The sequence below is a fragment of the Microbacterium sp. NPDC012755 genome (assembly GCF_042901325.1).
GTDB lineage: Bacteria > Actinomycetota > Actinomycetes > Actinomycetales > Microbacteriaceae > Microbacterium > Microbacterium natoriense.
The window spans coordinates 3,291,941-3,315,977 of sequence record NZ_JBIBCT010000001.1 but is presented as its reverse complement, the minus strand read 5'-3'; the positions used below and the strand labels follow the sequence as shown (position 1 = coordinate 3,315,977).

Sequence of the window (24,037 nt, the reverse complement as noted above, 5' to 3'; positions counted from 1 at the left end):
TAGTGAACACCGTTCAAGTGAACAGTATTCAGGAAGCGGATCGGCACCCGACCGAGACCCCTGAACCTCGACGGAAGGAAACCCATGACCGACGCCCCCCGCGATCTCGGCCGTGATCTCGCACGTATCGCGATCTTCGCCGCGCTCATCATCGTCCTCGGAACGGTCACGATCCCGCTGCCCGCCGGAGTCCCGATCACCGCGCAGACCCTGGGAGTCATGCTGGCCGGCACGGTGCTCGGACCCCGCAAAGGACCGCTCGCCGTGCTCCTGGTCCTGGTGCTCGCAGCGATCGGACTCCCCGTGCTCGCGGGCGGGCGGGGAGGCCTCGGCGTGTTCGTGGGGCCGACCGCCGGCTACATGCTGGGCTGGATCTTCGGCGTCATCGTGATCGGCCTCATCGTCCGCAGCGGACGGCTGACCTGGTGGCGCACAGCCATCGGCACGGTCGTCGGCGGCATCCTCGTGGTCTACCTGTTCGGCATCCCCGTGCAGTCGCTCGTGCTCGGCGTCGATCTTCTCCCCACGGCGGCATCGACGGTGGTCTTCCTCCCCGGGGATCTGCTGAAGGCGGCCGCGGCCACCGCCTTGACCCTGGCGCTGGCCAAGGCATACCCGCCGGCCTTCGGCGGCTCCATCCGGCTCGAGCGGACGCGGGCGCGTGCAGCCTGAGACCGATCTGCGAACCATCGCGCTCGACCGAGTCTCGGTCGAGCGCGACGGCCGGTGCATCCTCTCGGAGGTCAGCCTCGCGATGGACGCGCCGCGGATCGCGGTGATCGGGGCGAACGGCTCAGGCAAGTCGACCTTCGCCCGGCTGCTGAACGGACTCGTCTCCCCGTCGACGGGGCGGGTGTCGGTGCACGGCCTCGACTCCTCGCGCGACCGCGCGGCGCTCCGCCGCCGAGTCGGCTTCGTGTTCACCGATCCGCAGGCGCAGATCCTGATGCCGACACCCGCCGAGGATGTGGCGCTGTCGCTCCGCGGCCTTCCTCGGGCCGAGATCGACCGTCGGGTGGCGGAGGCGCTGGCCGAGCACGGGCTCGCCGGTCACGCCGACGTTCCCGCATCGGCGCTGTCGGGAGGGCAGAAGCAGCTGCTGGCCCTCGCTTCGGTGCTGATCACCGAGCCGTCGCTCGTGGTGGCCGATGAGCCGACGACCTTGCTCGATCTGCGCAACGCGCGCCGTGTCGGCGATCTGCTGCTGTCCCTGGAGGCTCAGGTGGTCGTCGTCACCCACGACCTCGAGCTCGCGGGGCGATGCGATGCGGCGGTGCTCTTCGCCGACGGCCGCCTGGTGGACGTGGGCGATCCTGACGAGCTCATCCCGACGTATCGGCGGATGTGCGGATGATCCAGCTCTATCGCCCTGGCACGAGTACCGTGCACCGGGTCCCCGCAGCGGTGAAGCTCGCCGTGCTCGCTGTGACCGCCGTCGCGCTGTCCCTCGCCCCTCCGGACCCGTGGATCATCGGGGTCGCTCTGGCGGCGGTGTTCTCCCTGTACGGACTCGCGCGGTTCCCGCCGATCGTGCCTGCCGCCGAGCTCTGGCGCCTCCGGTGGATCGTGCTCGTGCTGGGCGCCGCGCTGTGGATCTTCGTCGGTCCGCTCACCGCCTGGATCAACACCGGACGTGTCGTCGCGCTGGTGCTGCTGGCCGGGCTGCTCACCCTGACGACGAGGATGGGGGAGCTGCTGGCGGTGCTCCATGCGGTGCTCCGGCCGCTCCGTCGCTGCGGAGTGGACGTCGAGGCCGTGGCGATGACGGTGTCGCTGGCGATCACCTTGGTCCCCGTCGTCGCGGGTTTCGCCGATCAGGTGCACGAGGCTCAGCGCGCGCGGGGGGCGAGACTCGGCATCCGCTGGATCGTTCCGCTCATGGTGCGGACGCTGCGCCATGCCGACGATGTGGGCGATGCGCTGGCGGCGCGCGGGCTCGGCTGAGCAGCGCGGGCGAGACGCAGCGCGATCAGCAGCGCGCCCACCGCGATGGCCGCGGTCAGGACGGAGGTCCCCGCGACGAGAAGGAGCACGACCCCGCACAGACCGATCAGCGTCGCGGCGGCGACTCCGCGCCTCGAGATCGAGGGAGAAGGCGCCGCTGCGGTCTCGAACCGCGTGAGGGCGAGCGCGACCAGCGCCGTGAGCGCCAGAGCGGTGGCGAGCCAGAGCGGCCGTCCGAGCCACCAGAGGGTGCTGCTCGGTTCGGGGAGCGCCATTCCGGTGCCCAGGGCGACCATCGCCGAGGCCCCGGCCATCACGAGCAGCACGGGCATGTGCCACAGGTAGATCGTCATGGTGCGTCCGTTCACGAAGGAGCTGAACGCGGCCGCGCGCGCCCCACGGCTGAACGCCGAGATGCGATCGCGGAACAGGGAGACGAGGCTGAGGTGCACCGCGCCGACGAGCAGGAGGGCGCCCGTGGGCGGGTTGATGTTCGCGATGAGGTCGGGGGAGTACACCCCGGTCGCGAAGGAGAGGACCAGGAGCGCGGCGGCGCCGACGGCGACGCCCTTCCGGACGCGACGGCTCAGGGCATCGATCGAGCCGTCGGCGAAGAAGAGCCCGAGCTGCTGCAGAGCCATCCACACGAAGGCGAGGTTCACGAATCCGATGCCGTCGATGCCGGTCGCCGCGCGGATGCCGTCCACGATGAGGGCCGCGGCGACGAGCGCGCCGAGGGTGCGCAGCGGAGCCCGGTCATGGGCCGCCGACAGCGCGGGCAGCAGCGCCTGGCAGAGCAGGAAGACGCCGAGGAACCACAGCGGCTGCCCGTAGCGGAATCCGGCGATCGCGATGAGATCGGCGGGCACGCCCGAGAGAGCGAGCACCGCGAGAGCCGCACCGACCAGGCCGATCGCGAAGACGGCGGGGCGCAGGAGGCGGTGCACCCTGGCGGCGACGAAGGCCGTGGCGGTTCCGCCGCGCTCGCGCTGCCTGCGGTACGCGATGACGCCGGCGAATCCGCCGATGATGAAGAAGAGCGGCATCACCTGCAGCATCCAGCTCACCGGGACGATCCACCAGGAGCCTTCCGCGGCGTTCGCGAATACGGGGTCCGTTCCGGAGACCGTCACACCCACCATGATCGAGTGGAGCAGCACGACCCCGGTCACGCACAGCGCGCGGAGCAGATCGATCCCCGTGTCGCGGGTGCTCCGCGATACGGCCGACGATGCGACGGCGGGCGGTGTCTGAACGGTGCTCATGGGTCCTCCTCGGGAGCGGTGTCCCAGGAGACTATGGAGCCGGCGACTGGCGAGGCATCACCCCGCGGTGCCGTTCTCGCCCCCTACCGTGGGGTGAGACAGCGGAGTGACGGACGTCAGGACGCGGGCTCGACGAGGCCCGCGTCGTACGCGAGGATGACGGCGTGCACGCGGTCACGCAGCCCGAGCTTGGCGAGCACCTTGCCGACGTGAGTCTTGACGGTCTGCTCCGCGATGAAGAGGTCGGCCGCGATCTCGCTGTTGGAGCGCCCTCGACCGATCAGCACGAGCACCTCGCGCTCGCGGTCGGTCAGGTCGGAGAGAGCCGTGGCGGCGCGGGGAGCGCGCGGCCTGCGGCTGGAGAACTGCTCGATCAGCCGCCGGGTCACGCTCGGGGCCAGCAGCGCGTCGCCCCCTGCCACGACGCGTACGGCGTGCACGAGCTCCTCGGGCAGAGCGTCCTTCAACAGGAACCCGCTCGCCCCGGCCTCGAGGGCGTCGTACACGTAGTCGTCGATGTCGAACGTGGTCAGCATCAGGATGCGCGGAACGTGAGCCGCGGGATAGCCGGGACCGAGGATGCGACGGGTCGCCTCGATGCCGTCGAGCTCCGGCATCCGCACGTCCATCAGGATGACGTCGGGGTCGAGCCGGGCCGACATCGCGACCGCCTCCGCGCCGTTGGCGGCCTGCCCGGCGACCCGGATGCCATCGTGGGCGTCGAGGAGCGCGGCGAACCCCGCCCGGACCATGGCCTGGTCGTCGGCGATGAGGACGTTGATCGTCATGGGGTCTCCTGTGCGAGGTCGAGGGGCAGCTCGGCGATGACGGACCAGCTGCCGTCGTCCTGATGACCTGCGGTGAGGGAACCGCCGAGGAGCTCCGCGCGCTCGCGCATGCCGCGCAGACCGTGTCCGGTGCCGGCAGGGCCCTCGGCGCGTGCCGCCGGGTTGGAGACGCGGATGCGGAGCGCGCCGTGGTCTGTCTGCAACCGCACCGCGATGGGGGCGCCCGGGCTGTGCCTGACGGCGTTGCTCAGTCCCTCCTGCACGATGCGGTAGGCGGCGATCTGCACCGCCACCGGGGCCGTGGAGGTCGCCCCGGTGATCTCCAGTCCCACGGTGACCCCGGCCCGACGGATGCTGTCGACCAGCCCGGGGATGTCCTCGATGTCGTGCTGCGGAGCGAGCTCGGCGCTCTGATCCTCGGTGCGCAGCACGCCGAGCATCCTTCTCATCTCCATCAGCGAGGTGCGGGCCGTCGCTGCGATGCTCTCGAACTCCGTGGTCGCCTCCGCGCCGATGCCCGGCAGGCGGTAGCGGGCCGTCGAGGCCTGCACCTGGATCACCGACATGCTGTGCGCGATGACGTCGTGCAGCTCCCTGGCGATGCGCGTGCGCTCCTCCATGAGCGCCCGGCGCGACTGCTCGAGGGCCGAGTGCTCCCTCTCGCGCGACAGCTCCTGAGCGACGTGCAGCCTGCCGGCCGCGAGCATCGCGATCAGGTAGCCGCCGCAGGCGACGGATGCCGTCACGATCAGATTCGCGGTCGCGGCATTGCCCGCGTGGACGTCGGGGCGGAGCAGGGGAACCGCGAGGGAACCGATCATGCCGATCACGAGCGGGTAGGCGCCGATCCGGGCGCCGTGACGGAAGGTCACGACGCCGACGAACAGCACGAAGGCGAGCATGGCGGGCACCGACCACGGCCAGGGAGCCGCGGGTCCGCCCGACGCGGAGACCAGCAGGGGGAGTGCGAACGCGCCGCCGCAGAACATCGCGATCGCGGTCAGGGGGCGGGTCAGCGAGAGAAGAGGGGCGGCGCAGATCGCGGCCCCGAGGATGAACACCAGCGGCAGCAGGGTGCCGTAGATCGTCGCGTGCAGGGAGACCAGGACGGCGAACAGCGCGACCGACGCCGCGGACACACCGATCAGCGCGCCGGTGCGCGCACTGATGCGGGGGAGACGGAGGCGGCGGGCCATGCTGTCATCCTGCCAGCTGCAGAGCGCTTTCGCGGCGACGCCGTGACGAGGCGATCCTGTCGATCACGATCCCGATCGACAGCGCCACGGCGACTCCGATGACCGCGCTGAGGAGCGGCTGGTCCTTGATCCAGGCCCCCGCCAACAGCCCGATCGCGATGCTCAGGGCGCTCCAGCTGATGCCGGCGACGATGCTGAGCGGCACGAAGCGACGCCACGGGAACCCGAGCGCCCCCGCCGACATGTTGACCGCGACCCGGCCGACCGGGATGTACCGCGCCCCGAGGATGAGCGCGGCGCTGCGTCGATCCAGCGCGTGTTGGGCGTGGGCGAATGCGGCCTGGATGCGCGGTCGTCTCATCCAGGCGAAGCGGGTGGTGCCGACGCGACGCCCGATCGCGAAGGCGATGTTGTCGCCGATCGCCGCTCCGACGGCCGCGATGACGCCGAGGGCGCACAGGGTCACGACCTGGCCGGAGGAGGCGGCGACCGCCGCCGCGGCGACGAGCACGGTCTCGCTGGGCACCGGTGGGAAGAAGCCGTCGATGATCGTCACGGCGAAGAGCACGACGTAGAGCCAGGGAGAGGCGACGGTCTGCATGATGATCTCGTTGATGACGTCCACCCCTCCACGCTAGGAAGCGGGCGCATCGGACGGCATCCACCCGCGGTATCGTCCTCGTCACCCTGTGGGGTGATCTTCCTGGGAATGCTCGATGAGCGTGCCGGTTTATACTGGGAGGCTGGCCCATCGGCCGCCTCCCACCCCGAACGAACGGACATCCCGCTGTGCTTGCCGTGCACGAACTCGAAATCCGCGTTGGCGCACGCCTGCTCATGGAGAATGTCTCGTTCCGCGTCTCCGATGGAGACAAGATCGGTCTGGTCGGGCGCAACGGCGCCGGCAAGACCACTCTGACGAAGGTGCTCGCCGGAGACGTGCTCCCGTCGGGCGGCAGCGTCACGCGCTCGGGCGAGCTCGGCTATCTGCCGCAGGACCCCCGCTCGGGCGACCCGGAGATGCTCGCCCGCACGCGCATCCTCGACGCTCGCGGCCTCGGGACGCTGGCGCTCGGCATGGCCGAGGCCACGGTCGCGATGGGCTCGGACGACCCGGCCGTCGCCGAGAAGGCGATGAAGCGCTACGCCAGGCTCACCGAGGAGTTCGAGGGGCAGGGCGGCTACGCGGCCGAGGCCGAGGCGGCGTCCATCGCGAACAACCTCTCGCTCCCCGACCGGATCCTCGATCAGCCCCTCAAGACCCTGTCCGGCGGTCAGCGCCGCCGCATCGAGCTCGCGCGGATCCTCTTCTCGGATGCTGAGACGATGATCCTCGACGAGCCCACCAACCACCTCGACGCCGACAGTGTCGTGTGGCTCCGCGAGTTCCTGAAGAACTACAAGGGCGGCCTGATCGTCATCAGCCACGACGTCGAGCTCGTCGGCGAGACCGTGAACCGCGTGTTCTACCTCGATGCCAACCGTCAGGTCATCGACGCGTACAACATGAACTGGAAGAACTACCTCCGTCAGCGCGCCGCCGACGAGGAGCGTCGCAAGAAGGAGCGCGCGAACGCGGAGAAGAAGGCGACGACCCTGCAGCAGCAGGCCGCGCGCTTCGGCGCCAAGGCCTCCAAGGCCGCCGCCGCTCACCAGATGATCGCACGCGCCGAGAAGCTGCTCGCCGGTCTGGACGAGGTGCGCCAGGAGGACCGCGTCGCCAAGCTCCGGTTCCCGAAGCCGGCGCCCTGCGGCAAGACGCCGATGATGGCGAGCGGTCTGTCGAAGTCGTACGGCTCGCTGGAGATCTTCACCGACGTCGACCTCGCGATCGACCGCGGATCCAAGGTCGTCGTCCTCGGCCTGAACGGCGCGGGCAAGACCACGCTGCTGCGGATGCTCGCGGGCGTGGACCAGCCCGACACCGGGCAGCTCGAACCAGGCCACGGGCTGAAGGTCGGCTACTACGCCCAGGAGCACGAGAACCTCGATGTGAGCCGTTCGGTGCTCGAGAACATGGTCTCGGCCGCTCCGCACATCACCGAGACCGAGGCGCGCAAGGTCCTCGGCTCGTTCCTCTTCACGGGCGATGACGTGCTGAAGCCGGCCGGCGTGCTCTCCGGTGGCGAGAAGACGCGACTGTCGCTCGCGACCCTGGTCGTGTCGTCGGCGAACCTGCTGCTGCTCGACGAGCCGACGAACAACCTCGACCCGGCCTCCCGCGAGGAGATCCTCGGTGCGCTCGCGCACTACGAGGGCGCCGTGGTGCTCGTCTCGCACGACCCCGGCGCCGTGCAGTCGCTGAACCCCGAGCGCGTGCTGATCCTGCCCGACGGCGTCGAGGACATCTGGAGCCAGGAGTACCAGGACCTCATCGAGCTCGCGTGACCTGACCCGTCGTCGACCGCGCGGGGTGCTCTGTCGGCGCTCGGTCGTAGTCTGGGGGCGTGCCGAAGGAATCTCCCGCCCCCGTCGTCGACCGTTTGCGTGCGCTGGCCTCGCTGACCGGACGTGCTCCGGTCCTCGCGCTGGATGCTCTCCCGACCGACCCGGTCGCGCTGTTCCTCGAGTGGCTCGAGCGCGCCGTGGCGGCAGGGGTTCCGGAGCCGCACGCGATGACGCTCGCGACCGTGGACGCCGAGGGGATGCCCGATGCGCGCACCCTCATCCTGAAGGACGTGTCCCCGCAGGGCTGGGCCTTCGCGGGTCCGCGCTCCTCGGCGAAGGGCGAGCAGCTGGCGGCGCGTCCGGTCGCGGCGTTGAACTTCTGGTGGCAGCCGCAGGTCCGTGCCGTCCGCGTCCGCGGACGCGTCGAGGAGGCGAGTCCCGAAGAGAGCGCCGCTGACCTCGCTGCGCGCTCCGCCGCCGCACGCGATGGGGTGGCCGCAGGCGACTGGGTGCTGTGGCGTCTCATCCCCGACCGTATCGAGTTCTGGCAGGGGTCAGGCGATCGGCGTCACGCGAGAATCGTGTACACGAGGGATGCCGCGGGCTGGAGCCGCAGCGGCGCAGGAACGGAGGACGGACGATGACCGGATATCAGGTGACGGAGATCGGCGCCCTCGACGAGTGGCGGGGGCACTTCGGCGGGTTCGACGAGGCGCGGTCCCGTGACGGTCGTCGCGTCGTCGATCACGAGCTCACGATGCAGTTCATCGGGATGACGGCCAATGCGCTCCTGCCGGGCGAGGAGGCCGGGTACTGGCACGTGCACCGGAAGGTCGAGGAGGTCTACGTCTTCCTCGGCGGGCGAGGTCAGATGGGCCTGGACGACGAGGTCGTCGAGGTCGGACCAGGCACCGTCATCCGTGTCGGGCAGGGTGTCGCCCGCACCTGGCGTGCACGTCCAGACAGTCCAGGCGAACTGCGCTGGTTCTGTGTGCGTGCCGGAGGTGAGGAGCTGCCGCACCTTCCGGACGACAGCTCCCGTCTTCCCGAGCGTCCGATGCCGTGGACGGACTGACGCGCGTCCGCGCGGTCTGCTGGGACTGGAACGGCACGCTGCTCGACGACGCGGCCCTGTGCCGACAGGTGATGAACCGCGTGCTGTCGGAACACGGACTCGACGAGCTGGGGGATGCTTCGGCCTACCGCTCCGCGTTCCGCTTCCCGATCCGCGATTTCTACGCCGACCTGGGCATCCGCGGCGCGCAGTTCGAACCGGCTGCCCGGAGATACCTCGAGCTCCTCGCGCGGCGCACGGGGGAGGCCTCGCTGCACGCCGGTGCGCACCGCACGATCGCGGCCGTCGCCGGACTCGGACACCGGCAGGTTCTCGCCTCGGCGACCCTGACCGACGTCCTGAGCGCGCAGATGGCGCCGCACGGCATCGCCGATGAGTTCGAGGCCGTGCTGTCCATTGACGATCCGTTCCGCGCATCCAAGCACGATGCGATCCAGGTTTGGCTCGCCTCGTCGGGACTCGACGCCGACGAGGTGCTGATGGTCGGCGACACCAACCATGACCGGGAGATCGCCGACGCCCTCGGCGCATCCTTCGTCCATTTCGACGGCGGACACCAGGTCGCACCGGGAGAGCGGACGCGCATCGCCGCCTTGGAGGAGCTGATCCCGCTGCTCGCCGGCTGAATGTCTGCGGTCGATGAGACCATGTGCCGTGCGCACAACAGACATCCGGTTGCCGGATCAGCCATCCTCGCCCCCGGTGTTCGATGACGATTTCTCCACGGGCGTCGATCCCGCCCGCTGGGTCGCGCACTATCTCCCGCAGTGGACCGTTCCTGAGCGGTCGGAGGCGAGGTACGCGAACAGCCGCGACGGTCTGGAGCTGCGTATCGAGGCGGATCAACTCGACTGGCGTGCTGAGGACGCGCCTCTTCGGGTATCGAATCTCCAGACGGGCGTGTTCTCGGGCCCTCCGGGGTCGGCGCGGGGGACCCACCGTCACCGCCCCGATGGTCTCGTCGTGCGCGCCGAGACGCCGATGAAGCTGCTGTTCGCACCGGATCACGGCCGCATCGACATCACCGTGAGCGCCAGCAACGATCCCGGCTGCATGCTCGCGGCCTGGCTCGTGGGAACGGAGCATCTGTCCGCCGATGACTCGGGAGAGATCTGCGTCTTCGAGATCGATGCGGACGCGATCGGCGCGTCCACGGTCGCTCGCTCCGGCGTGAAGGCGCATCACGACCCGCGGATGACCACCGACATGGCCGAGGTGACGCTGCCCTTCGACGCGAGTCTTCCGCATACGTGGACCGTCATCTGGGGAGCGGGGGAGACGATCATCGGATGCGAGGGGGTCGTCCTCCGCAGAATCCACCAGGCGCCGGAGTACCCGCTGTTCCTGCTGATCGATCTGTTCGAGACGGCGTCGCCCTCCGGCGAGTACCCGAAGACGGCGATCGTCCGTCGGGTCCGTGCGTGGGACTGCTGACGGGTCAGCGGGCGTCGAGCAGTTCGTCCTCGATGTCGGCGTCACGGTCGCGGCTGCGCCTGCGCTTCTCCTTCGCCGGGATGCCCTCGACCTCTTCGCGGTGCTTCACGATCTCGGTGCGGATGATGTATCCGATGAAGATGAAGCCCATGATCGCGAACAGGATCCACTGGATCGCATAGGACAGGTGAGGGCCGGGGTCGTCGGTGGGGGAGTCGAAGGTGCCGAGGGGTGCGGCCGCCGGCTTCTCGCTGACGAGCTGGCCGTAAGCGCTGGTCACGACATCGTCGCCTCCGACGAGCGCGGCCACCGTCGGCAGGTGGATGGTCGCCACCTGGCCTTCGGCGGCTCCACGGCCGGACGCGGGGAGCCTCTCGCCCGGTCGAAGCCGCACGACGACCTCGACCTCTCCCTGCGGCGGTGCGGGAACGGCGTCCGGGGTGTCGCCCTCGCCGGGCGCGACCCACCCGCGATCGACGATGAAGACTCGGCCGTCGTCGGTCTGGAACGGCACCAGGATCTCGAAGGCGACCGTCCCTCCGTGCGGGCGGTTGCGGACGAGCAGCTGCTGGTCGGCGAGATACGAGCCGTTCAGCGTCACCGGATGCCATTCGTCGCCGGCGTGGAAGCGTCCGTCGGATCCGATCAGATCGTCCAGGGGTACGGGATCGGCCTCGTAGTTCTGCTCGACGAGGGCGATCTGCTCGGTGCGGGAGGCATTGCGATCGAACTGCCAGTGCGACAGGAAGACGCACGCGATCGCGAATCCGATCGCGATGAGCACGTACACCATCCAGCGCAGCATCCGCTGGCTCATGCGGGGACTCCGTCTCTGATCGTCACGGGGAAGTCCCTTGCCGCGAGATAGTCGTGCAGGAATCCCGCGTGGTCGTCGCAGGCGAGCCAGATCTTCTCGCGATCGGCCGCATGGATGCGCGGGTTCCGCCACACGACCTGCTTCGTCGCCGCGCTCCGGCAGCCGGCGCGCGAGCACTCCAGTGCCGTCACTCCTCGTCCTGCCGACGTTCGTGGATCGTGATGATGTGCGTCTCGGACGGCGTCTCGACGGTCTCCGAAAGGCGAGTCGCCTCGATCTCCTGCACCGGCGACTCGGCGGTCGTCTCCGTGCTGTCGCTGCCCGCGTTCGCGAACACGACCGCGATGTAGGGGAGGACGGCAGCCGCGATCCCGAACACCCAGGTGTACCACCCGTAGGGCTGGACCAGCGCCATCAGTCCGAAGCACACCACGCGGATCGTCATCGTGAGCGCGTAGCGGCGCACGCGATGGTCGGCCTCGTCCCGCGGCGACTGCGGCAGGGAGGTGACGGCGGGCACCAGACGCTTGTTCTTCACGATGCATCCAGCCTACGCCGCCGGGGAGGCTGTGGAGCTCGCCGCAGCGGATCAGCTGTTGACGAGGAACGGCAGGGAGAAGGCGCCGAAGAACAAGAACGCGAACAGGACGATCGCGATCTGCGCGACGAGGAGCCCGATGCCGGCGTAACCCGTGATGAGCCCCGCGATGGCCATGCCTCGGCCGCCGAGGGCGGGGTTGCCCTTGATCTGCTTCAGAGCCATGTGGCCGGTGATGACGGCGATGATGGAGGCGACGACGGGGGCCCACAGCCAGAACAGCACGAGTCCGCCGATGCCGCAGATCAGCGACGTGAGCGCGAGTCCGCTGTTAGGACGGGGAGCCGCGTACCCCTGGGCGCCGTACGGATACCCGGGGGCCGGCTGGGTCGGGGGCACCGACGCGTAATACTGCTGCTGGGGTGCGGGTGCGCCGTACGCGGGCGGAGCTGCCGGAGCCGCGTACGGCTGCGGAGCGGCGGGGGCGCCGTACGGGGGCTGAGCCGGGGGATAGGCGGGAGCCGCGCCGGGGTATGCCTGGCCGGGAGCGCCCGCCGGGTAGGCCTGGGGCGGAGAAGCGGGCGGAGCTGCCGGAGGCTGGATCGGCTGCGGCTCGCCTGCAGGGCCGGGGATGCTGTTGTCGCTCACGTCGAAGCCTTTCGTCGCCTTCAGCGTTTCAGTCGCGTGTTGTTCTGTCAAACGTCATCCCGGTCGCACACGGCATCATCGATAGGATCGATGTCGACCAGGCCACGGACCCAGCCGGCCGGATCAGGAGTGGAAATGAGTTCTCAGCGCGTCGTCCTCGTCACCGGAGGCAACCGCGGCATCGGACGAGCGATCGCCGAGCGATTCGTCCGCGACGGCTACCGCGTCGCGGTCACCGTCCGCAGCGGCGAGGGGCCTGAGGGCACACTCACCGTCCGAGCCGACGTGACGGATGCCGCTGCGATCGACGCCGCCTTCACCGAGGTCGAGGAGAAGCTCGGTCCTGTCGAGGTCGTCGTCGCGAATGCCGGGATCACCAAGGACACGCTGCTGCTCCGCATGAGCGAGGACGACTTCGACAGCGTGGTCGCCACCAATCTCGGCGGCTCCTTCCGCGTCGTCAAGCGGGCTTCGAAGGGAATGCTGCGCGCCCGCTTCGGTCGCGTCATCCTCATCTCCAGCGTCGTCGGTCTCTACGGTTCGGCCGGCCAGATCAACTACTCGGCGTCCAAGAGCGCCCTGGTCGGGTTCGCCCGTTCACTCACCCGCGAGCTGGGCGGCCGCGGCATCACGGCGAACGTCGTCGCACCGGGCTTCATCGAGACCGACATGACGGCGGAGCTGCCCGAAGAGACGCAGAAGCAGTACAAGGCGAGCATCCCCGCCGGGCGCTTCGCGACGCCCGACGAGGTCGCCGGCGTCGTCACCTGGCTGGCGAGCGACGAGTCCGGCTACATCTCCGGCGCCGTCATCCCCGTCGATGGCGGTCTCGGGATGGGGCACTGACCCTCATCTCGACGCCGCGGCGTCGATAAGCGCCGCGAGACGTTCCGGCGCGGAGAACTGCGGCCAGTGCCCTGATCCGATGCGCACGACCTCGGCGTCTTCGATGGCGCGGTACTCCTCGGCGTACGGACCCCACTGCTCGAGCAGAGACTCCAGGGTCTCCTGGTCGAGCCCTCCCATGAGGAGCGTGGCGGGAACGCGGTAACGGGCGTCTGCGGAGAGCGCGATCGGATCGGTCGGAACCCGCGCCGGAACGCTCAGCGCCAGGGGAGCCGTGCGCGCCCTCGTCGCCTCGTCGAGATCGTCGACGTCTTCGGGAGGGAAGAAGTCCCACCCGGGGAAGGGGACGACGCCGTCGATCGTCTCGAACTCACTGATCCCCTGGCCAGGCGGCGGCGGTACCGTGTCGACGAAGACGACGCGAGACACCGCATCGGGCCGCGCATCGACGACGCCCCACGCGACGTTGCCGCCTCCGCTGTGTCCGACCACCACGACGGGGCCGTCCACGGCATCGACCGCTGCGACGCCCGCTGCCACCCAGTCCGCGATGCCGATGTCGGCGGACTCGGAGGCCGGTGCGCCGACACCGGGCATGGTGAGAGGATGCACGCGGTGCCCCGCCCTTTCCAGGGCGGGGACCACCTCGTTCCAACTGGACGCGTCGAGCCAGAGACCGGGGATGAGGATGATGTCCATGCGCAGACCCTACGCGTCGCCTCCGACATCCGTCGAGCGTCCGGATCGTCCACCGCGTCCGCGACGGATCAGCGCGATCCCTCCGACTGCGATGAGCGCCAGGCCACCGAGGAGCAGCCAGATCGGCACGCTCCCGCCCGTCGTCGCGAGTCCTCCGCCGTGCGGGGACCCGGGGGTTCCCGGGTCGACGGGCGTTCCGCCGCCGGACTTCGGGGTCGTCACCGCGGCGACATCGCTGGGCGACGACTCCTGTCCGAGTGCGTCCACCGCGGTCACGTGATAGCGGTAGGTGGTGCCGCCGACGAGGCCGGAGTCGACGAAGGACGTGCCCTCCGCGACGCTCGCGACCGCCACGCCGTCGCGGAAGACGCGGTAGCCGATCACCTCGGCGCGGCCGGTGGCCGCGGTCTTGAGCATTCCCGCCGTGCTCTGCCACTCGAGTCGCACGGAGGTAGGCGCTGTCGCGGTGGCCGTCAGGCCCGTCGGTGCGACGGGCGCGACGGCCGTCTCCGGCAGACCGACCCCGGTGGGTGACCACCAGTTGCCCGACACGACGATCAGGGACAGCATCCGGATGCTGTCGCCGAAGTACGTCGTGACCGGCTCGGCGGTGTTCGCCTCCCAGAGCGCGTCGAGCCACTCCTGGTTCCCGCCCTCGACCATCGCGCTCACCGTGAACGGCGCCGAGAACGCCAGGTCGGTCCACTCGTCCAGCGGCTGCCCGTCGAGGGAGTACCCCTGGGCGATGGCCGAGGGATCGCCGTGGGTCGCGGTCTGCAGCCACGAGTTCATCGTCGACAGCTGCTCCTGAGCGCGATCGTCGCCGGTGAGGAGATAGTCGGTGCCGAGGCGCCACGGCACGCGGCTGGCGTTCCAGTTGTACGCGCCGTCGTTGTCGTCTTCCAGGAATCCGGGATCCACCGGTCGGTACCCGGCCCCGTCGCGGATCGCGAAGTCGGGCAGCAGACCCGTCGTCGGGCTGAAGCGCGAGAAGAGGTCGTGAGACGCCGACTGCGTCGCGTCCACCACGTCGGTCCAGCGCGGGTTCCCCGTCGCCTTCGCGAAGTCCTTGAAGTGCTGGAGCATGAAGTCGGAGGTGCGCGTCGACCTGCCGAAGACGATCTCGTCCCTGGTCCAGTCGCCGAGGAGGATCACGTCATCCGTCGGATGGACCTCGCTCCTCAGGATCGCCGCCATGAGACGACGCGCCTCGGAGAGGTAGTCGAACGCCCCTCCGCTGCCCCACTGCGCGTCGGCCATGAGCAGCGCGTAGGCCATGTCGAGGTCGCCGTCCGATGCCGCGTCGTCGCCGTACTCCTCGCCCTCCTCGTCGACCTCCGTCGTGTTGACGATCGCCGTGCCGTCATCCCGCTGCTGCCAGGCCATCAGGTCGGGATCGACGCTGCTCGGGTGGGCCTTCGCGAAGCGCAGCAGCGCATCGAACAGGGTCTGCGCCTGCGGATCGTGCCCGGCCATGATCGCGGTGATGAGCATTCCGTAGCCGTTGGACTCCGACGTGGTCACCGCATCGGGGGCGTCTTCCCCCGCCTCGCCGTTGCCGTTGTAGTAGACGTAGTACTGGTCCGACTCGTAGGGGTTCTGCGTCAGATACGCGTCCTTCCACGCGTCGTAGAGGGAGGCGACCGTCGCATCCATCCGCTCCTGGCCCACGCCGGGACGCAGCGTCCCCGGTGCGTAGACCGTGTGCTGACCGAACGGGCGCTGCGGATCCGTCGTCGTGGGGTTCCGCGGGGTCGACACCGTCGCCGGGGTGCTCTTCGCCGACTCGTTGCCCGCGGCATCGTAGGCGCTGATCCGGTACTCGTGGGTCGTGCCCGGCTCGCGCCCCGCGTCCTGGAAGGTCGTCGTCGTGGTCCGCGCGACCAGTTCGCCGTCGCGGAAGACCTTGTACCCGGCCACCGCGACGTCGTCCACCGACGGCAGCCAGCTCACGTTCACCTGGAACGGCGACGCCGCTCTGAGGGTCACGCCGACGGGGGCCGACGGAGCCTTCTCGTCATCAGAGACCCGAGGCGGAGCGACGGCCACGGGCGCGGAGTTGTCCTTCGCGCCCACGGCGCGCACGACGAACTCGTAGCGCACCGTGGGGTCGTCGGAGATGGGCTGGACGAACGTGTACTGCTCCTTGCCGGTCTCGGCGGGGATGTACGCGCTCCAGTTCACGCCCACGCGGTCGTTCTTCTCGTAGATGCGATACCCGCGCACGGGCTCGACCGAAGCGGTCGGCGCCTTCCAGGAGAAGGACGCCGCGCCGTCGGCGATGCGCACGCTCGCGTCGCGTACCGGATCGGGTGTGCCGTCCGTGCGGGTGATCGAGTAGTGGTCGAACTCGCGCAGTCCGTCGGAGCCGGCGATCTCGTCCTCCTTGGCCGCCGTGTACGCGGTGAAGGACAGGGTGTCGCGCGACACGGAGAAGTCCACGAACATCTTCTTCTCCGGCTGGGCGTTGATCGCCGCGAAAGAGGTGTCGCACCCTTCCGGCGTCTCGTAGAACTTGTTGCCGAGCGCGTTGGGCATCAGGTAGAGCACGCCGTTCGGATCCGTCACGTCGTACTGCACGACGATCTGACCGTTCTCATCCGTGATGGTGTCGACCGGGTGGCCGTCGCGCATCTGGTGGGAGCGCATGTACATGTGGTCGTGCGCCTCGAGCACCACGTCGACCGCCGTCTCCTGGAAGATCGGAACGAGCGTCCTCTCGTAGAACGCGACGCGGTCGGCCTCCCAGTTGCAGACGTTCTCTCCTGCGGAGTAGACGCCCTTGTGCAGGGACACGAACTTCCACCGCTTGTCGGTCTCGGCGACGGTGCGACGAAGCCAGTCGAGCTGCTTGCTGAACTGCGGATCGACCCAGGCGGTGTCACCGTTCTCGTCGAGTCCTCCGCCGTACTGAGAGTTGAACTGCATGAACAGGGCGTCGCCGTACTCGAACGAGTAGACCGAGCCCTCGTGGGCGCCGGTGCCCGCGGCATCCCGGGGCTCGTTGAAGTGGTTGAAGAAGTTGTTGTTCGGAAGGGTTCCCGAGTCCTCCACCTCGTGCCCACCGAGGACCGGTACGTAGGGCACGGTGGCGAACTGGTCGGCGGCGCTGTTGAGCATCCACTGCCACTGCTCCTCGAGGTCCCCGTTGTCGACGAGGTCGCCCGTGACGAGGAGGAACTTCGGGTCGTCCACCTTCGCCGACGCCTTCTCGAAGGTGTCCTGCCACTCCAGGAAGCTCCCGAGATCGGAGGCCTGGGAATCGGATCCGAAGAGGAAGTGGAACGGCTCCGCGATCGCCGAGTCCGTGGTGAAGCTGCCGATCCCACCCCAGCCGTTCGGTGTGCCGTCGCCGACGCGGTACACGTAGGAGGTTCCGGGGGCGAGCCCGTCCGCCGTCGCCTTGTGGCTCGCGTACTTCGTGGTGCGGCGCGCCTCACGGTCGCTCTCCGTCACGAACGTGTCGATGATCTCGCTCTTCCCGTCGAACTCGATCACGCCGTCGTCGGGGAACTCCTCGCCGTCGCGGGCGCCTGCGGGAGCGATCTGGACGTGCGTCGCCGTGACCTCCGGTGGGGTGTACCAGGCGAAGCTCATCGAGGTGCGGGTGTCGCCGTTGAAGTTCATCGAGAACGCGGTGGGTGTCTTCGCCAAGGTGCTGAAGCTCCAGACGATGTCGCGGACGGGAGAGACGCCGTCGGCACCCGCGATCGACGCGGCCGGAACCGTGACCGTGTAGCGGTGTCCGAATCCGAAGTCCCGGTGGGCGATCGACACGAGGTCGTCCTTCGCGGTCGGGACGACTCCGGATGCCGCGGCTCCGGTCTCGTCGACGATCGAGATGGAGGAGGCGTCGACGATCGAGACGTCCTTGTTGACGCGAAGGGTCACGGGCGCGGCGAGGTCGACGGTCGCCGCGGCATCGACCGGGGCCGTCTGCACGTCGACGGTCGGGATCACGAGCGGGGCGCCGTCGATCCGGTCGCCCGTGATGCGGATGTTGCGGAGGAAGCTGTCGCCGTAGCCGCCGACGGTGGTGTTGTCGTCGGTGTTGGAGGGCGTGTCCGTGGCCTGCAGCCAGCGCAGGAACAGCGTCGAGGCCCCGGATGCGGCCGCGGGCAGCGGGACGTCCGTGAGGCGGCACGTGTCGTCAGGGCAGGTGAAGGTGTGCGTCGCGGTCTTGATCGTGGAGTCGGGGACATCGGTCCAGGTGACCCGGTCGGTGCTCATCTGGACGACGAAATCGCGGGGACCCGAGCCCGAGGCGCTGTGCTCCGACGAGAGGGCGAGGTTCTCGAAACCGACGGAGGACAGCGAGGCCAGCCAGTACTTGGTGCCGGCGCCTCCGCCCCAGCCCTGCACGGAGATCGCGTTGCCGCGGTCGGCGTGGAAGCCGTACTCGCCGCGGGTGCCGACGCTGGTGAGGGCGGAGTGGTCGGCATAGGCGCCGTCGGTGGCCCAGAAGACGCCGTCGTCGCCGTCGTCGGTGAACGCCCACTCCGCCACGGAGTCGCGAGGGGCGGCGGGGGTGCGGAAGGACCACACGATGTCGGATGCCGGGGCGATGCCGTCCGCCGCTCCGGCCACCGCGGCGCGGGGCACGGTGACGGTGTATCCGCGTCCGGGCTGGAGCGGAGCGTGGGTCAGCGAGAGCTGGGTGCCGTTCGCGGTCGCGGCGACGCCGGCGACGGGGGAGCCACCGTCATCGATGACCGATGCCGTGGCGCCCGATGCGAGCGCGATCGGCTTGTTGAACGTCACGGTGAGCGCAGCGTCCAGCGGCGCGTCGACGGCGCCGTTCAGTGGGGAGAGCGCGGTCGCGACGGTGGGCCGCTCGACCGGTGCGCCGGTGGATGTGCCGGAGACCGAGATGTCGCGGATGCGGCTGGAGCCGGTCGCGCCGACGGTCGATCCGCTCGCGCTGGTGGTGGAGGTCACCACCCAGCGGATCGCGACGTCGGCGCGGTCGGCGGCGGATGCCGGCAGCGGGAGCGACGCGACGGAACCGCCGCTCGCGAAATCGGTGCCCACGGTGACGGCGCCACCCGGCACGTCCTGCCAGGTGCTCTGGCCGTCGGTGCTGACCTGCACGGCGAAGTCGCGCGGCCCCGAACCGGACGAGCGCTGCTGCGAGGTGAGAGTGAGGTCGGCATAGCCACGGGTGTCCAGGGTGACCACCCACCCCTTGATCCCCACGCCGTCGTTCCAGCCCTGGTATCGCACCGAGCGCTCGGCCTCGTCATACGTGTAGGAGAGCAGCGGGTCGGTCGTGACGGGACGCAGGCTCGCGGCGGTGTCCGCGCCGCCCGTGGCGGTGAAGACGTTCGCGGCCGGACTGGCGTCGACGACGGAGGGCGCCGTCGCGAAACGCCATTCCGCCACCGATTCGGGTCCGGCGGCCTGCGCGGTCGGAGCGATGAGCGCCGAGAGCGTGAGCGCCGCGGTGATCGCGGCCAGGGTGCGCACGACTCCGGAGCGGGAGAGCCGGTGCGGGTGCGTGGTGTCCGAGGAGGTCATCGAGTGTCCTTCGTGGGGCGGTCGGCGGCAGCGACCTGTGAGGCGAGGGTGGATTTTCGATAGTAAAGATCATTTACGATCTGTTATGGGAATGCTATCCACACGCGAAGGCACGGGTCAATGACGAGAGACCGAACGGGAGGAGAGTTCATCCGCCGGCACGAAAGGCGCATCGGCCGTTCATCGGCCGGTACGGGACGCTACGGAAGCAGAGCGATGACCTCGCCGAGGTCCTGCGGGCCGATGACCAGGCTGGCGGCGGCGCGGACGGCCGGCTTCGCATTGAACGCGAGTCCGAGGCCCGCGGCCGCCATCATCCTCAGGTCGTTGGCGCCGTCGCCGATCGCGATCGTCGCAGACGACGGCACGCCGAGATCCGCGGCCCATTCCCGCAGCGATGATGCCTTCGCTTCGGCGTCGACGATCTCGCCGTCCACGCGACCCGTCAGCGCTCCGTCGGAGACCTCGAGCCGATTGGCGCGCCAGCGGTCCACACCGAGACCCGGAGCCACGTGGTCCAGGATCTCGTGGAATCCGCCGGACACGACGCCCACGACCCCGCCCCGTTCGTGCACCGCCGCCGTGAGCTCTCGGACTCCGGTCGTGGGCTCGATGCGGGCCAGAACCCGTTCGAACGACGACACCTCCACGCCCTGGAGGGCCGCGACGCGCGAGCGCAGGCTCGTGGCGAAATCGACCTCGCCGCGCATGGCCGCCTCGGTCGCCGCCTGCACCTCCTCGCGCCGTCCGGCTTCGTCGGCGAGCAGCTCGATCACCTCATTGCGGATGAGGGTGGAATCGGCATCGAGGACGACGAGGAAGCGCGCGGAGGTCACGGATTCGAGCCTAGCGACAGCCGCCGAGCTCGAACGCCGCATGACGTCAGCGGTCGACGAAGACGCCCTTGCCGACCACGGTGATCCCCGAGTCCGTGACGGTGAAGCCACGAGCCAGGTCGCGTTCGCGGTCGACGCCGACCGTCGCGCCGTCGGCCAGCACGACGTTCTTGTCGAGGATCGCCCTGTGCACGCGGGCGCCGGCGCCCACGCGGACGTGATCGAACAGGACAGAGTCGGTGATGGTCGAGCCGCCTCCCGCGAGGGTCCACGGGCCGACCACGCTGCGTTCGACGTGCGTTCCGGAGAGCACGCAGCCGAGGGACACGATCGAGTCGATCGCGTTGCCGATGCGTCCGACCGAGTCGCGCACGAACTTCGCCGGCGGGGAGTTCACCGCCTGCGAGTGGATCGGCCACTCCATGTTGTAGAGGTTGAACACGGGCAGCGTGGAGATCAGATCCATGTGCGCGTCGAAGAAGGAGTCGATCGTACCCACGTCCCGCCAGTACGAGCGGTCGCGCGGCGAGGAGCCCGGCACGTCGTTCTGCTTCATGTCGTAGTAGCCGGCCTCGCCCCGTTCGACGAAGTAGGGGACGATGTCGCCGCCCATGTCGTGGCCGGAGGTCGGGGACTCCCCGTCTGCCTCGACGGCGGCGATCAGCGCGTCGGCGTCGAAGATGTAGTTGCCCATCGACGCGAGGACCTCGTGCGGCGAATCGTCGAGCCCCTCGGCGTCCGTGGGCTTCTCCAGGAACTGCTTGATGCGTCCGGACTCGATGTCGGCGTCGATGACCCCGAACTGCGAGGCGAGGGCCAGGGGCTGTCGGATGCCGGCGACCGTGGCCTTCGCGCCCGACGCGATGTGCGCGTCGAGCATCTGCTGGAAGTCCATCCGGTAGACGTGGTCGGCGCCGATGACGATCACGATGTCGGGCTTCTCGTCGTTGATCAGGTTGAGGCTCTGCAGGATCGCGTCGGCGGAGCCGGAGAACCAGCGCTTGCCGAGCCGCTGCTGGGCGGGCACCGAGGTGACGTACGAGTCGAGGAGGGCGGACATCCGCCAGGTCTGCGAGATGTGACGGTCGAGGCTGTGGGACTTGTACTGGGTGAGGACGACGATCTGTCTCAGGCCTGAGTTTATGAGGTTCGAGATGGCGAAATCGATCAATCGGTACTGTCCGCCGAAGGGCACTGCAGGTTTTGCGCGGTCAGCCGTGAGGGGCATGAGACGCTTGCCCTCGCCGCCGGCGAGGATGATGCCGAAGATCTTCTTTGGAGCGGACATGGCTCCACCCTAGAGTGCCAATCCCTGCGTGTACTAGCGTTTCGCACATGCGAGTTGAAATGATCACGAAGGAGTATCCGCCGGAGATCTACGGCGGTGCTGGCGTGCACGTCGCGGAGCTCGTCACGGCTCTGCGAGAGAGCATCGAGGTGCGTGTCCGCGCCTTCGGCGCGCCCCGTGACGAACCGGGGACGTTCGCGTATCGGACCCCCTCGGAGCTCGCCGACGCGAACGCCGCGCTGCAGACGCTCGGCACCGATCTCGAGATCGTCTCCGCGATCGCCGACGCCGACCTCGTGCACAGTCACACCTGGTACGCGAACTTCGCCGGTCACATCGCCTCGCAGCTGCACGGCATCCCGCACGTGCTCACCGCGCACAGCCTCGAACCCCTCCGACCATGGAAGGCCGAGCAGCTCGGCGGTGGCTACGCGGTGTCGAGCGGGATCGAGAAGCTCGCGTACGAGAACGCCGCCGCGGTGATCGCGGTGAGCGCCGGCATGCGCAACGACATCCTGCGGAGCTACCCGAACGTCGACCCCGCGAAGGTCCGCGTCATCCACAACGGCATCGACGTCGAACGCTGGCGTCCGGTCCAGAACCCGGAGTTCCTGGCGTCGATCGGCATGGACCCGTCGAGGCCCTCGGTGGTCTTCGTCGGACGCATCACGCGCCAGAAGGGGCTGCCGTACCTGCTGCAGGCCGCAGGGCGGCTGCCCGCCGATGTTCAGCTGATCCTGTGCGCCGGCGCTCCGGACACTCCCGAGATCATGGCGGAGGTGCAGGAGGGCGTGCGCCTGCTGCAGCAGACCAGAGAGGGCGTCATCTGGATCGAGCGGATGCTGCCGCGCGACGAGCTCTCCGCGATCCTCACGGCGGCGACCACGTTCGTCTGCCCCTCGGTCTACGAGCCCCTCGGCATCGTGAACCTCGAGGCGATGGCGTGCGGCGCCGCTGTGGTCGGCACTGCGACCGGCGGCATCCCCGAGGTCGTCGCCGATGGTCGCACCGGACGCCTGGTCCCGATCGAGCAGGTGCAGGACGGCACCGGCACCCCCGTCGATCCGGAGAAGTACGTCGCAGACCTCGCCGCGGTGCTCACCGAGGTGGCGTCGGATCCGGCGAGGGCGAGGGAGTACGGCGAGGCCGGTCGCGCTCGTGCACGCGACGAGTTCAGTTGGGGTGCGATCGCCGACACCACGCGCGCGCTCTACGCGGAGCTGACGGACTGAGCAGATAGGCTGGCAGCATGCCAAGCGCTCTGGAATTCACCGACGTCGTCGTGCGCCGCGAGGGGCGCAACATCATCGATCACGTGACCTGGCAGGTCCAGGACGATCAGCGCTGGGTCGTCCTCGGGCCCAACGGTGCGGGCAAGACCACGCTCCTCCAGCTGGCCGACACGCTCATGCACCCGACCTCGGGAACGGTGACGGTGCTGGGGGAGACCCTGGGTCGCACGGACGTCTTCGAGGTGCGCCCGCGCATCGGCTTCGCGTCGTCGGCGATGGCCAAGAGGGTGCCGAGGGACGAGACGGTGCTGAACACGGTCCTCACGGCCGCGTACTCGGTTCTCGGCCGCTGGAACGAGCTCTACGAGAGCATCGACGAGCGCCGTGCGCTGCGCGTCCTCGCCGAGTGGAAGCTGGACCACCTCGCCGACCGCACCTTCGGCACGTTGAGCGACGGCGAGCAGAAGCGCGTGCAGATCGCGCGCGCCGTGATGACCGATCCGGAGCTCCTGCTGCTGGACGAGCCGACCGCCTCTCTCGATCTCGGATCCCGCGAGGAGCTGCTGAGCCTGCTCAGCGGCTACGCCTCGTCGCCCACGACCCCGGCCATGCTCATGGTCACGCATCACGTCGAGGAGATCCCCGTCGGCTTCACCCACGTGATGCTGATCCGCGAGGGCAGGGTCGTCGCGGCAGGGCCGATCGCGGAGACCCTCACGGCCGAGTCCCTCACCGAGGCGTTCGGCATGCCGATCGTGCTCACCGAGGATGGCGGACGCTACGCCGCGCGCGCGGCATCCTGACCGCCCATCTGCTAAACTCGATCCTTGGTGCTCACCGCACCGCAGACTTCCCCGACTCTGGCACAATCCAGGGCATCAACTAAGGAATCCCATGAAGACTGACATCCACCCCGACTACAAGGCCGTCGTGTTCCGCGACCTCGGCTCGGGCGAGACCTTCCTCACCCGTTCGACCGTCACGAGCGACAAGACCATCGAGCTGGACGGCGTGGAGTACCCCGTCATCGACGTCGAGATCTCCTCGGCCTCGCACCCGTTCTACACGGGCAAGCAGCGCATCATGGACTCGGCCGGTCGCGTCGAGAAGTTCAACCAGCGCTTCAAGGGCTTCGGCGGCTCCTCCAAGTAAGGACCGCCGCGAAAGGCCCCGCTCTCCTCGGAGAGCGGGGCCTTCGTCATTTGCGCGCACACAGTCAGATATCGACCGTGATGCGTCCCTCGTCGATCGTCCAGGGCGGATCCCCCGGAGCCGGCGCTGGGGCGGTTCTCTTGGTCTGGCGATCCCGTTCGATGCCCGCCTCATGCGCGGTGGGAGACCAGACGCTGTCGAACACGCCGACCAGGCCCCCGTTCGCCATCTTCTCGTACTTCTTCTCGATCGGCCTGCGCGAGAAGGAGTGCACCATGCCCGACACGAGCATCACGGGACCGATGCCCAGCACGATGACGATCGTCGCCCATCCCAGCACGTCCTCCATGCGCCCAGGCTACGCGGGGCGCGCG

General features: G+C 69.2%; 25 protein-coding genes. 12 read left to right on the top strand and 13 right to left on the bottom strand.

Annotated elements, in window-relative coordinates:
- Positions 1 to 84 precede the first annotated feature (84 nt).
- The 3 genes from ACFY5A_RS15510 to ACFY5A_RS15500 are packed head-to-tail and all read left to right on the top strand — an operon-like array spanning position 85 to position 1,944.
- Positions 85 to 672, top strand: a complete 588-nt coding sequence (locus tag ACFY5A_RS15510) for a biotin transporter BioY (RefSeq protein ID WP_387235320.1) — start codon at positions 85 to 87, stop codon at positions 670 to 672.
- Complete coding sequence (locus tag ACFY5A_RS15505; protein WP_341942011.1) at positions 662 to 1,354, top strand: ABC transporter ATP-binding protein; 693 nt, start codon at positions 662 to 664, stop codon at positions 1,352 to 1,354. Before ACFY5A_RS15510 ends, ACFY5A_RS15505 begins: the two co-directional genes overlap by 11 nt.
- A complete protein-coding gene (locus ACFY5A_RS15500) occupies positions 1,351 to 1,944 on the top strand; it encodes an energy-coupling factor transporter transmembrane component T family protein (RefSeq protein ID WP_387235317.1) in 594 nt (197 codons plus the stop codon). The genes ACFY5A_RS15505 and ACFY5A_RS15500 overlap by 4 nt, the downstream gene beginning before the upstream one ends.
- Here ACFY5A_RS15500 and ACFY5A_RS15495 read toward each other — a convergent pair.
- The 4 genes from ACFY5A_RS15495 to ACFY5A_RS15480 form a co-directional block, all read right to left on the bottom strand.
- Positions 1,830 to 3,209 carry an acyltransferase gene (locus ACFY5A_RS15495; protein ID WP_387235314.1) on the bottom strand — a complete coding sequence of 460 codons (1,380 nt, stop codon included), beginning with the start codon at positions 3,207 to 3,209 and terminating at the stop codon, positions 1,830 to 1,832. The two genes, ACFY5A_RS15500 and ACFY5A_RS15495, sit on opposite strands and share 115 nt — an antisense overlap.
- Positions 3,210 to 3,325: 116 nt before the next feature.
- Positions 3,326 to 3,997 carry a response regulator transcription factor gene (locus ACFY5A_RS15490; RefSeq protein ID WP_105672997.1) on the bottom strand — a complete coding sequence of 224 codons (672 nt, stop codon included), beginning with the start codon at positions 3,995 to 3,997 and terminating at the stop codon, positions 3,326 to 3,328.
- Complete coding sequence (locus ACFY5A_RS15485; RefSeq protein WP_341942014.1) at positions 3,994 to 5,193, bottom strand: histidine kinase; 1,200 nt, start codon at positions 5,191 to 5,193, stop codon at positions 3,994 to 3,996. The genes ACFY5A_RS15490 and ACFY5A_RS15485 overlap by 4 nt, the downstream gene beginning before the upstream one ends.
- A gap of 4 nt (positions 5,194 to 5,197) precedes the next feature.
- Positions 5,198 to 5,818, bottom strand: coding sequence for a DedA family protein (locus ACFY5A_RS15480; protein ID WP_387235311.1), 621 nt, complete (start codon positions 5,816 to 5,818; stop codon positions 5,198 to 5,200).
- A 164-nt stretch (positions 5,819 to 5,982) separates the two neighbouring features.
- Here ACFY5A_RS15480 and ACFY5A_RS15475 point away from each other — a divergent pair, with 164 nt between their 5' ends.
- The 5 genes from ACFY5A_RS15475 to ACFY5A_RS15455 all read left to right on the top strand — a co-directional run bounded on the left by ACFY5A_RS15475 (position 5,983) and on the right by ACFY5A_RS15455 (position 10,090).
- Entirely contained in the window at positions 5,983 to 7,581 is a 1,599-nt protein-coding gene (locus ACFY5A_RS15475) for an ABC-F family ATP-binding cassette domain-containing protein (RefSeq protein ID WP_105673000.1), read from the top strand.
- A gap of 59 nt (positions 7,582 to 7,640) precedes the next feature.
- Positions 7,641 to 8,225, top strand: coding sequence for a pyridoxal 5'-phosphate synthase (locus ACFY5A_RS15470; RefSeq protein ID WP_387235308.1), 585 nt, complete (start codon positions 7,641 to 7,643; stop codon positions 8,223 to 8,225).
- Positions 8,222 to 8,656, top strand: coding sequence for a cupin domain-containing protein (locus tag ACFY5A_RS15465; RefSeq protein WP_387235305.1), 435 nt, complete (start codon positions 8,222 to 8,224; stop codon positions 8,654 to 8,656). Before ACFY5A_RS15470 ends, ACFY5A_RS15465 begins: the two co-directional genes overlap by 4 nt.
- On the top strand, positions 8,644 to 9,282 hold the full coding sequence (locus ACFY5A_RS15460) for an HAD hydrolase-like protein (RefSeq protein ID WP_341942019.1): 639 nt from the start codon (positions 8,644 to 8,646) through the stop codon (positions 9,280 to 9,282). Before ACFY5A_RS15465 ends, ACFY5A_RS15460 begins: the two co-directional genes overlap by 13 nt.
- Before the next feature lie 76 nt (positions 9,283 to 9,358).
- On the top strand, positions 9,359 to 10,090 hold the full coding sequence (locus ACFY5A_RS15455; protein ID WP_387235302.1) for a hypothetical protein: 732 nt from the start codon (positions 9,359 to 9,361) through the stop codon (positions 10,088 to 10,090).
- A gap of 4 nt (positions 10,091 to 10,094) precedes the next feature.
- Here ACFY5A_RS15455 and ACFY5A_RS15450 read toward each other — a convergent pair whose 3' ends face one another.
- From ACFY5A_RS15450 to ACFY5A_RS15435, 4 genes are read right to left on the bottom strand one after another with little or no spacing between them, the layout of a single operon-like run.
- A complete protein-coding gene (locus tag ACFY5A_RS15450; RefSeq protein WP_341942021.1) occupies positions 10,095 to 10,907 on the bottom strand; it encodes an SURF1 family protein in 813 nt (270 codons plus the stop codon).
- On the bottom strand, positions 10,904 to 11,098 hold the full coding sequence (locus ACFY5A_RS15445; RefSeq protein WP_105673006.1) for a hypothetical protein: 195 nt from the start codon (positions 11,096 to 11,098) through the stop codon (positions 10,904 to 10,906). The genes ACFY5A_RS15450 and ACFY5A_RS15445 overlap by 4 nt, the downstream gene beginning before the upstream one ends.
- Positions 11,095 to 11,445 (bottom strand): DUF3099 domain-containing protein, encoded by a 351-nt coding sequence (locus tag ACFY5A_RS15440; RefSeq protein ID WP_341942022.1) that lies wholly within the window; start codon positions 11,443 to 11,445, stop codon positions 11,095 to 11,097. The genes ACFY5A_RS15445 and ACFY5A_RS15440 overlap by 4 nt, the downstream gene beginning before the upstream one ends.
- Before the next feature lie 51 nt (positions 11,446 to 11,496).
- Entirely contained in the window at positions 11,497 to 12,093 is a 597-nt protein-coding gene (locus tag ACFY5A_RS15435) for a DUF4190 domain-containing protein (RefSeq protein WP_341942023.1), read from the bottom strand.
- 135 nt (positions 12,094 to 12,228) lie between these two features.
- On the opposite strand from ACFY5A_RS15435, the gene ACFY5A_RS15430 reads away from it, so the two are divergent.
- A complete protein-coding gene (locus tag ACFY5A_RS15430) occupies positions 12,229 to 12,939 on the top strand; it encodes a beta-ketoacyl-ACP reductase (RefSeq protein WP_341942024.1) in 711 nt (236 codons plus the stop codon).
- A 3-nt stretch (positions 12,940 to 12,942) separates the two neighbouring features.
- Here the strand turns inward: ACFY5A_RS15430 and ACFY5A_RS15425 are convergent, their stop codons facing one another.
- The 4 genes from ACFY5A_RS15425 to glgC form a co-directional block, all read right to left on the bottom strand.
- The gene (locus tag ACFY5A_RS15425) at positions 12,943 to 13,638 is read right to left on the bottom strand and encodes an alpha/beta fold hydrolase (protein WP_341942025.1); all 696 of its coding nucleotides are present in this window, start codon (positions 13,636 to 13,638) and stop codon (positions 12,943 to 12,945) included.
- A gap of 9 nt (positions 13,639 to 13,647) precedes the next feature.
- Entirely contained in the window at positions 13,648 to 19,155 is a 5,508-nt protein-coding gene (locus ACFY5A_RS15420; protein ID WP_387235296.1) for a glycosyl hydrolase family 8, read from the bottom strand.
- 200 nt (positions 19,156 to 19,355) lie between these two features.
- A complete protein-coding gene (gene serB, locus ACFY5A_RS15415; RefSeq protein WP_341942027.1) occupies positions 19,356 to 19,991 on the bottom strand; it encodes a phosphoserine phosphatase SerB in 636 nt (211 codons plus the stop codon).
- A gap of 46 nt (positions 19,992 to 20,037) precedes the next feature.
- On the bottom strand, positions 20,038 to 21,279 hold the full coding sequence (glgC, locus tag ACFY5A_RS15410) for a glucose-1-phosphate adenylyltransferase (protein WP_105673013.1): 1,242 nt from the start codon (positions 21,277 to 21,279) through the stop codon (positions 20,038 to 20,040).
- A 47-nt stretch (positions 21,280 to 21,326) separates the two neighbouring features.
- On the opposite strand from glgC, the gene glgA reads away from it, so the two are divergent.
- The 3 genes from glgA (at position 21,327) to ACFY5A_RS15395 (ending at position 23,663) form a co-directional block, all read left to right on the top strand.
- The gene (glgA, locus tag ACFY5A_RS15405) at positions 21,327 to 22,511 is read left to right on the top strand and encodes a glycogen synthase (RefSeq protein ID WP_223586341.1); all 1,185 of its coding nucleotides are present in this window, start codon (positions 21,327 to 21,329) and stop codon (positions 22,509 to 22,511) included.
- A gap of 17 nt (positions 22,512 to 22,528) precedes the next feature.
- Positions 22,529 to 23,314: an ABC transporter ATP-binding protein gene (locus tag ACFY5A_RS15400; protein ID WP_341942029.1), complete on the top strand. Its 786-nt coding sequence runs from the start codon at positions 22,529 to 22,531 to the stop codon at positions 23,312 to 23,314.
- A gap of 91 nt (positions 23,315 to 23,405) precedes the next feature.
- On the top strand, positions 23,406 to 23,663 hold the full coding sequence (locus ACFY5A_RS15395; protein WP_017202258.1) for a type B 50S ribosomal protein L31: 258 nt from the start codon (positions 23,406 to 23,408) through the stop codon (positions 23,661 to 23,663).
- Positions 23,664 to 23,727: 64 nt separating this feature from the next.
- On the opposite strand, the gene ACFY5A_RS15390 is transcribed toward ACFY5A_RS15395, so the two are convergent.
- Entirely contained in the window at positions 23,728 to 24,012 is a 285-nt protein-coding gene (locus tag ACFY5A_RS15390; RefSeq protein WP_341942030.1) for a hypothetical protein, read from the bottom strand.
- Positions 24,013 to 24,037 lie beyond the last annotated feature (25 nt).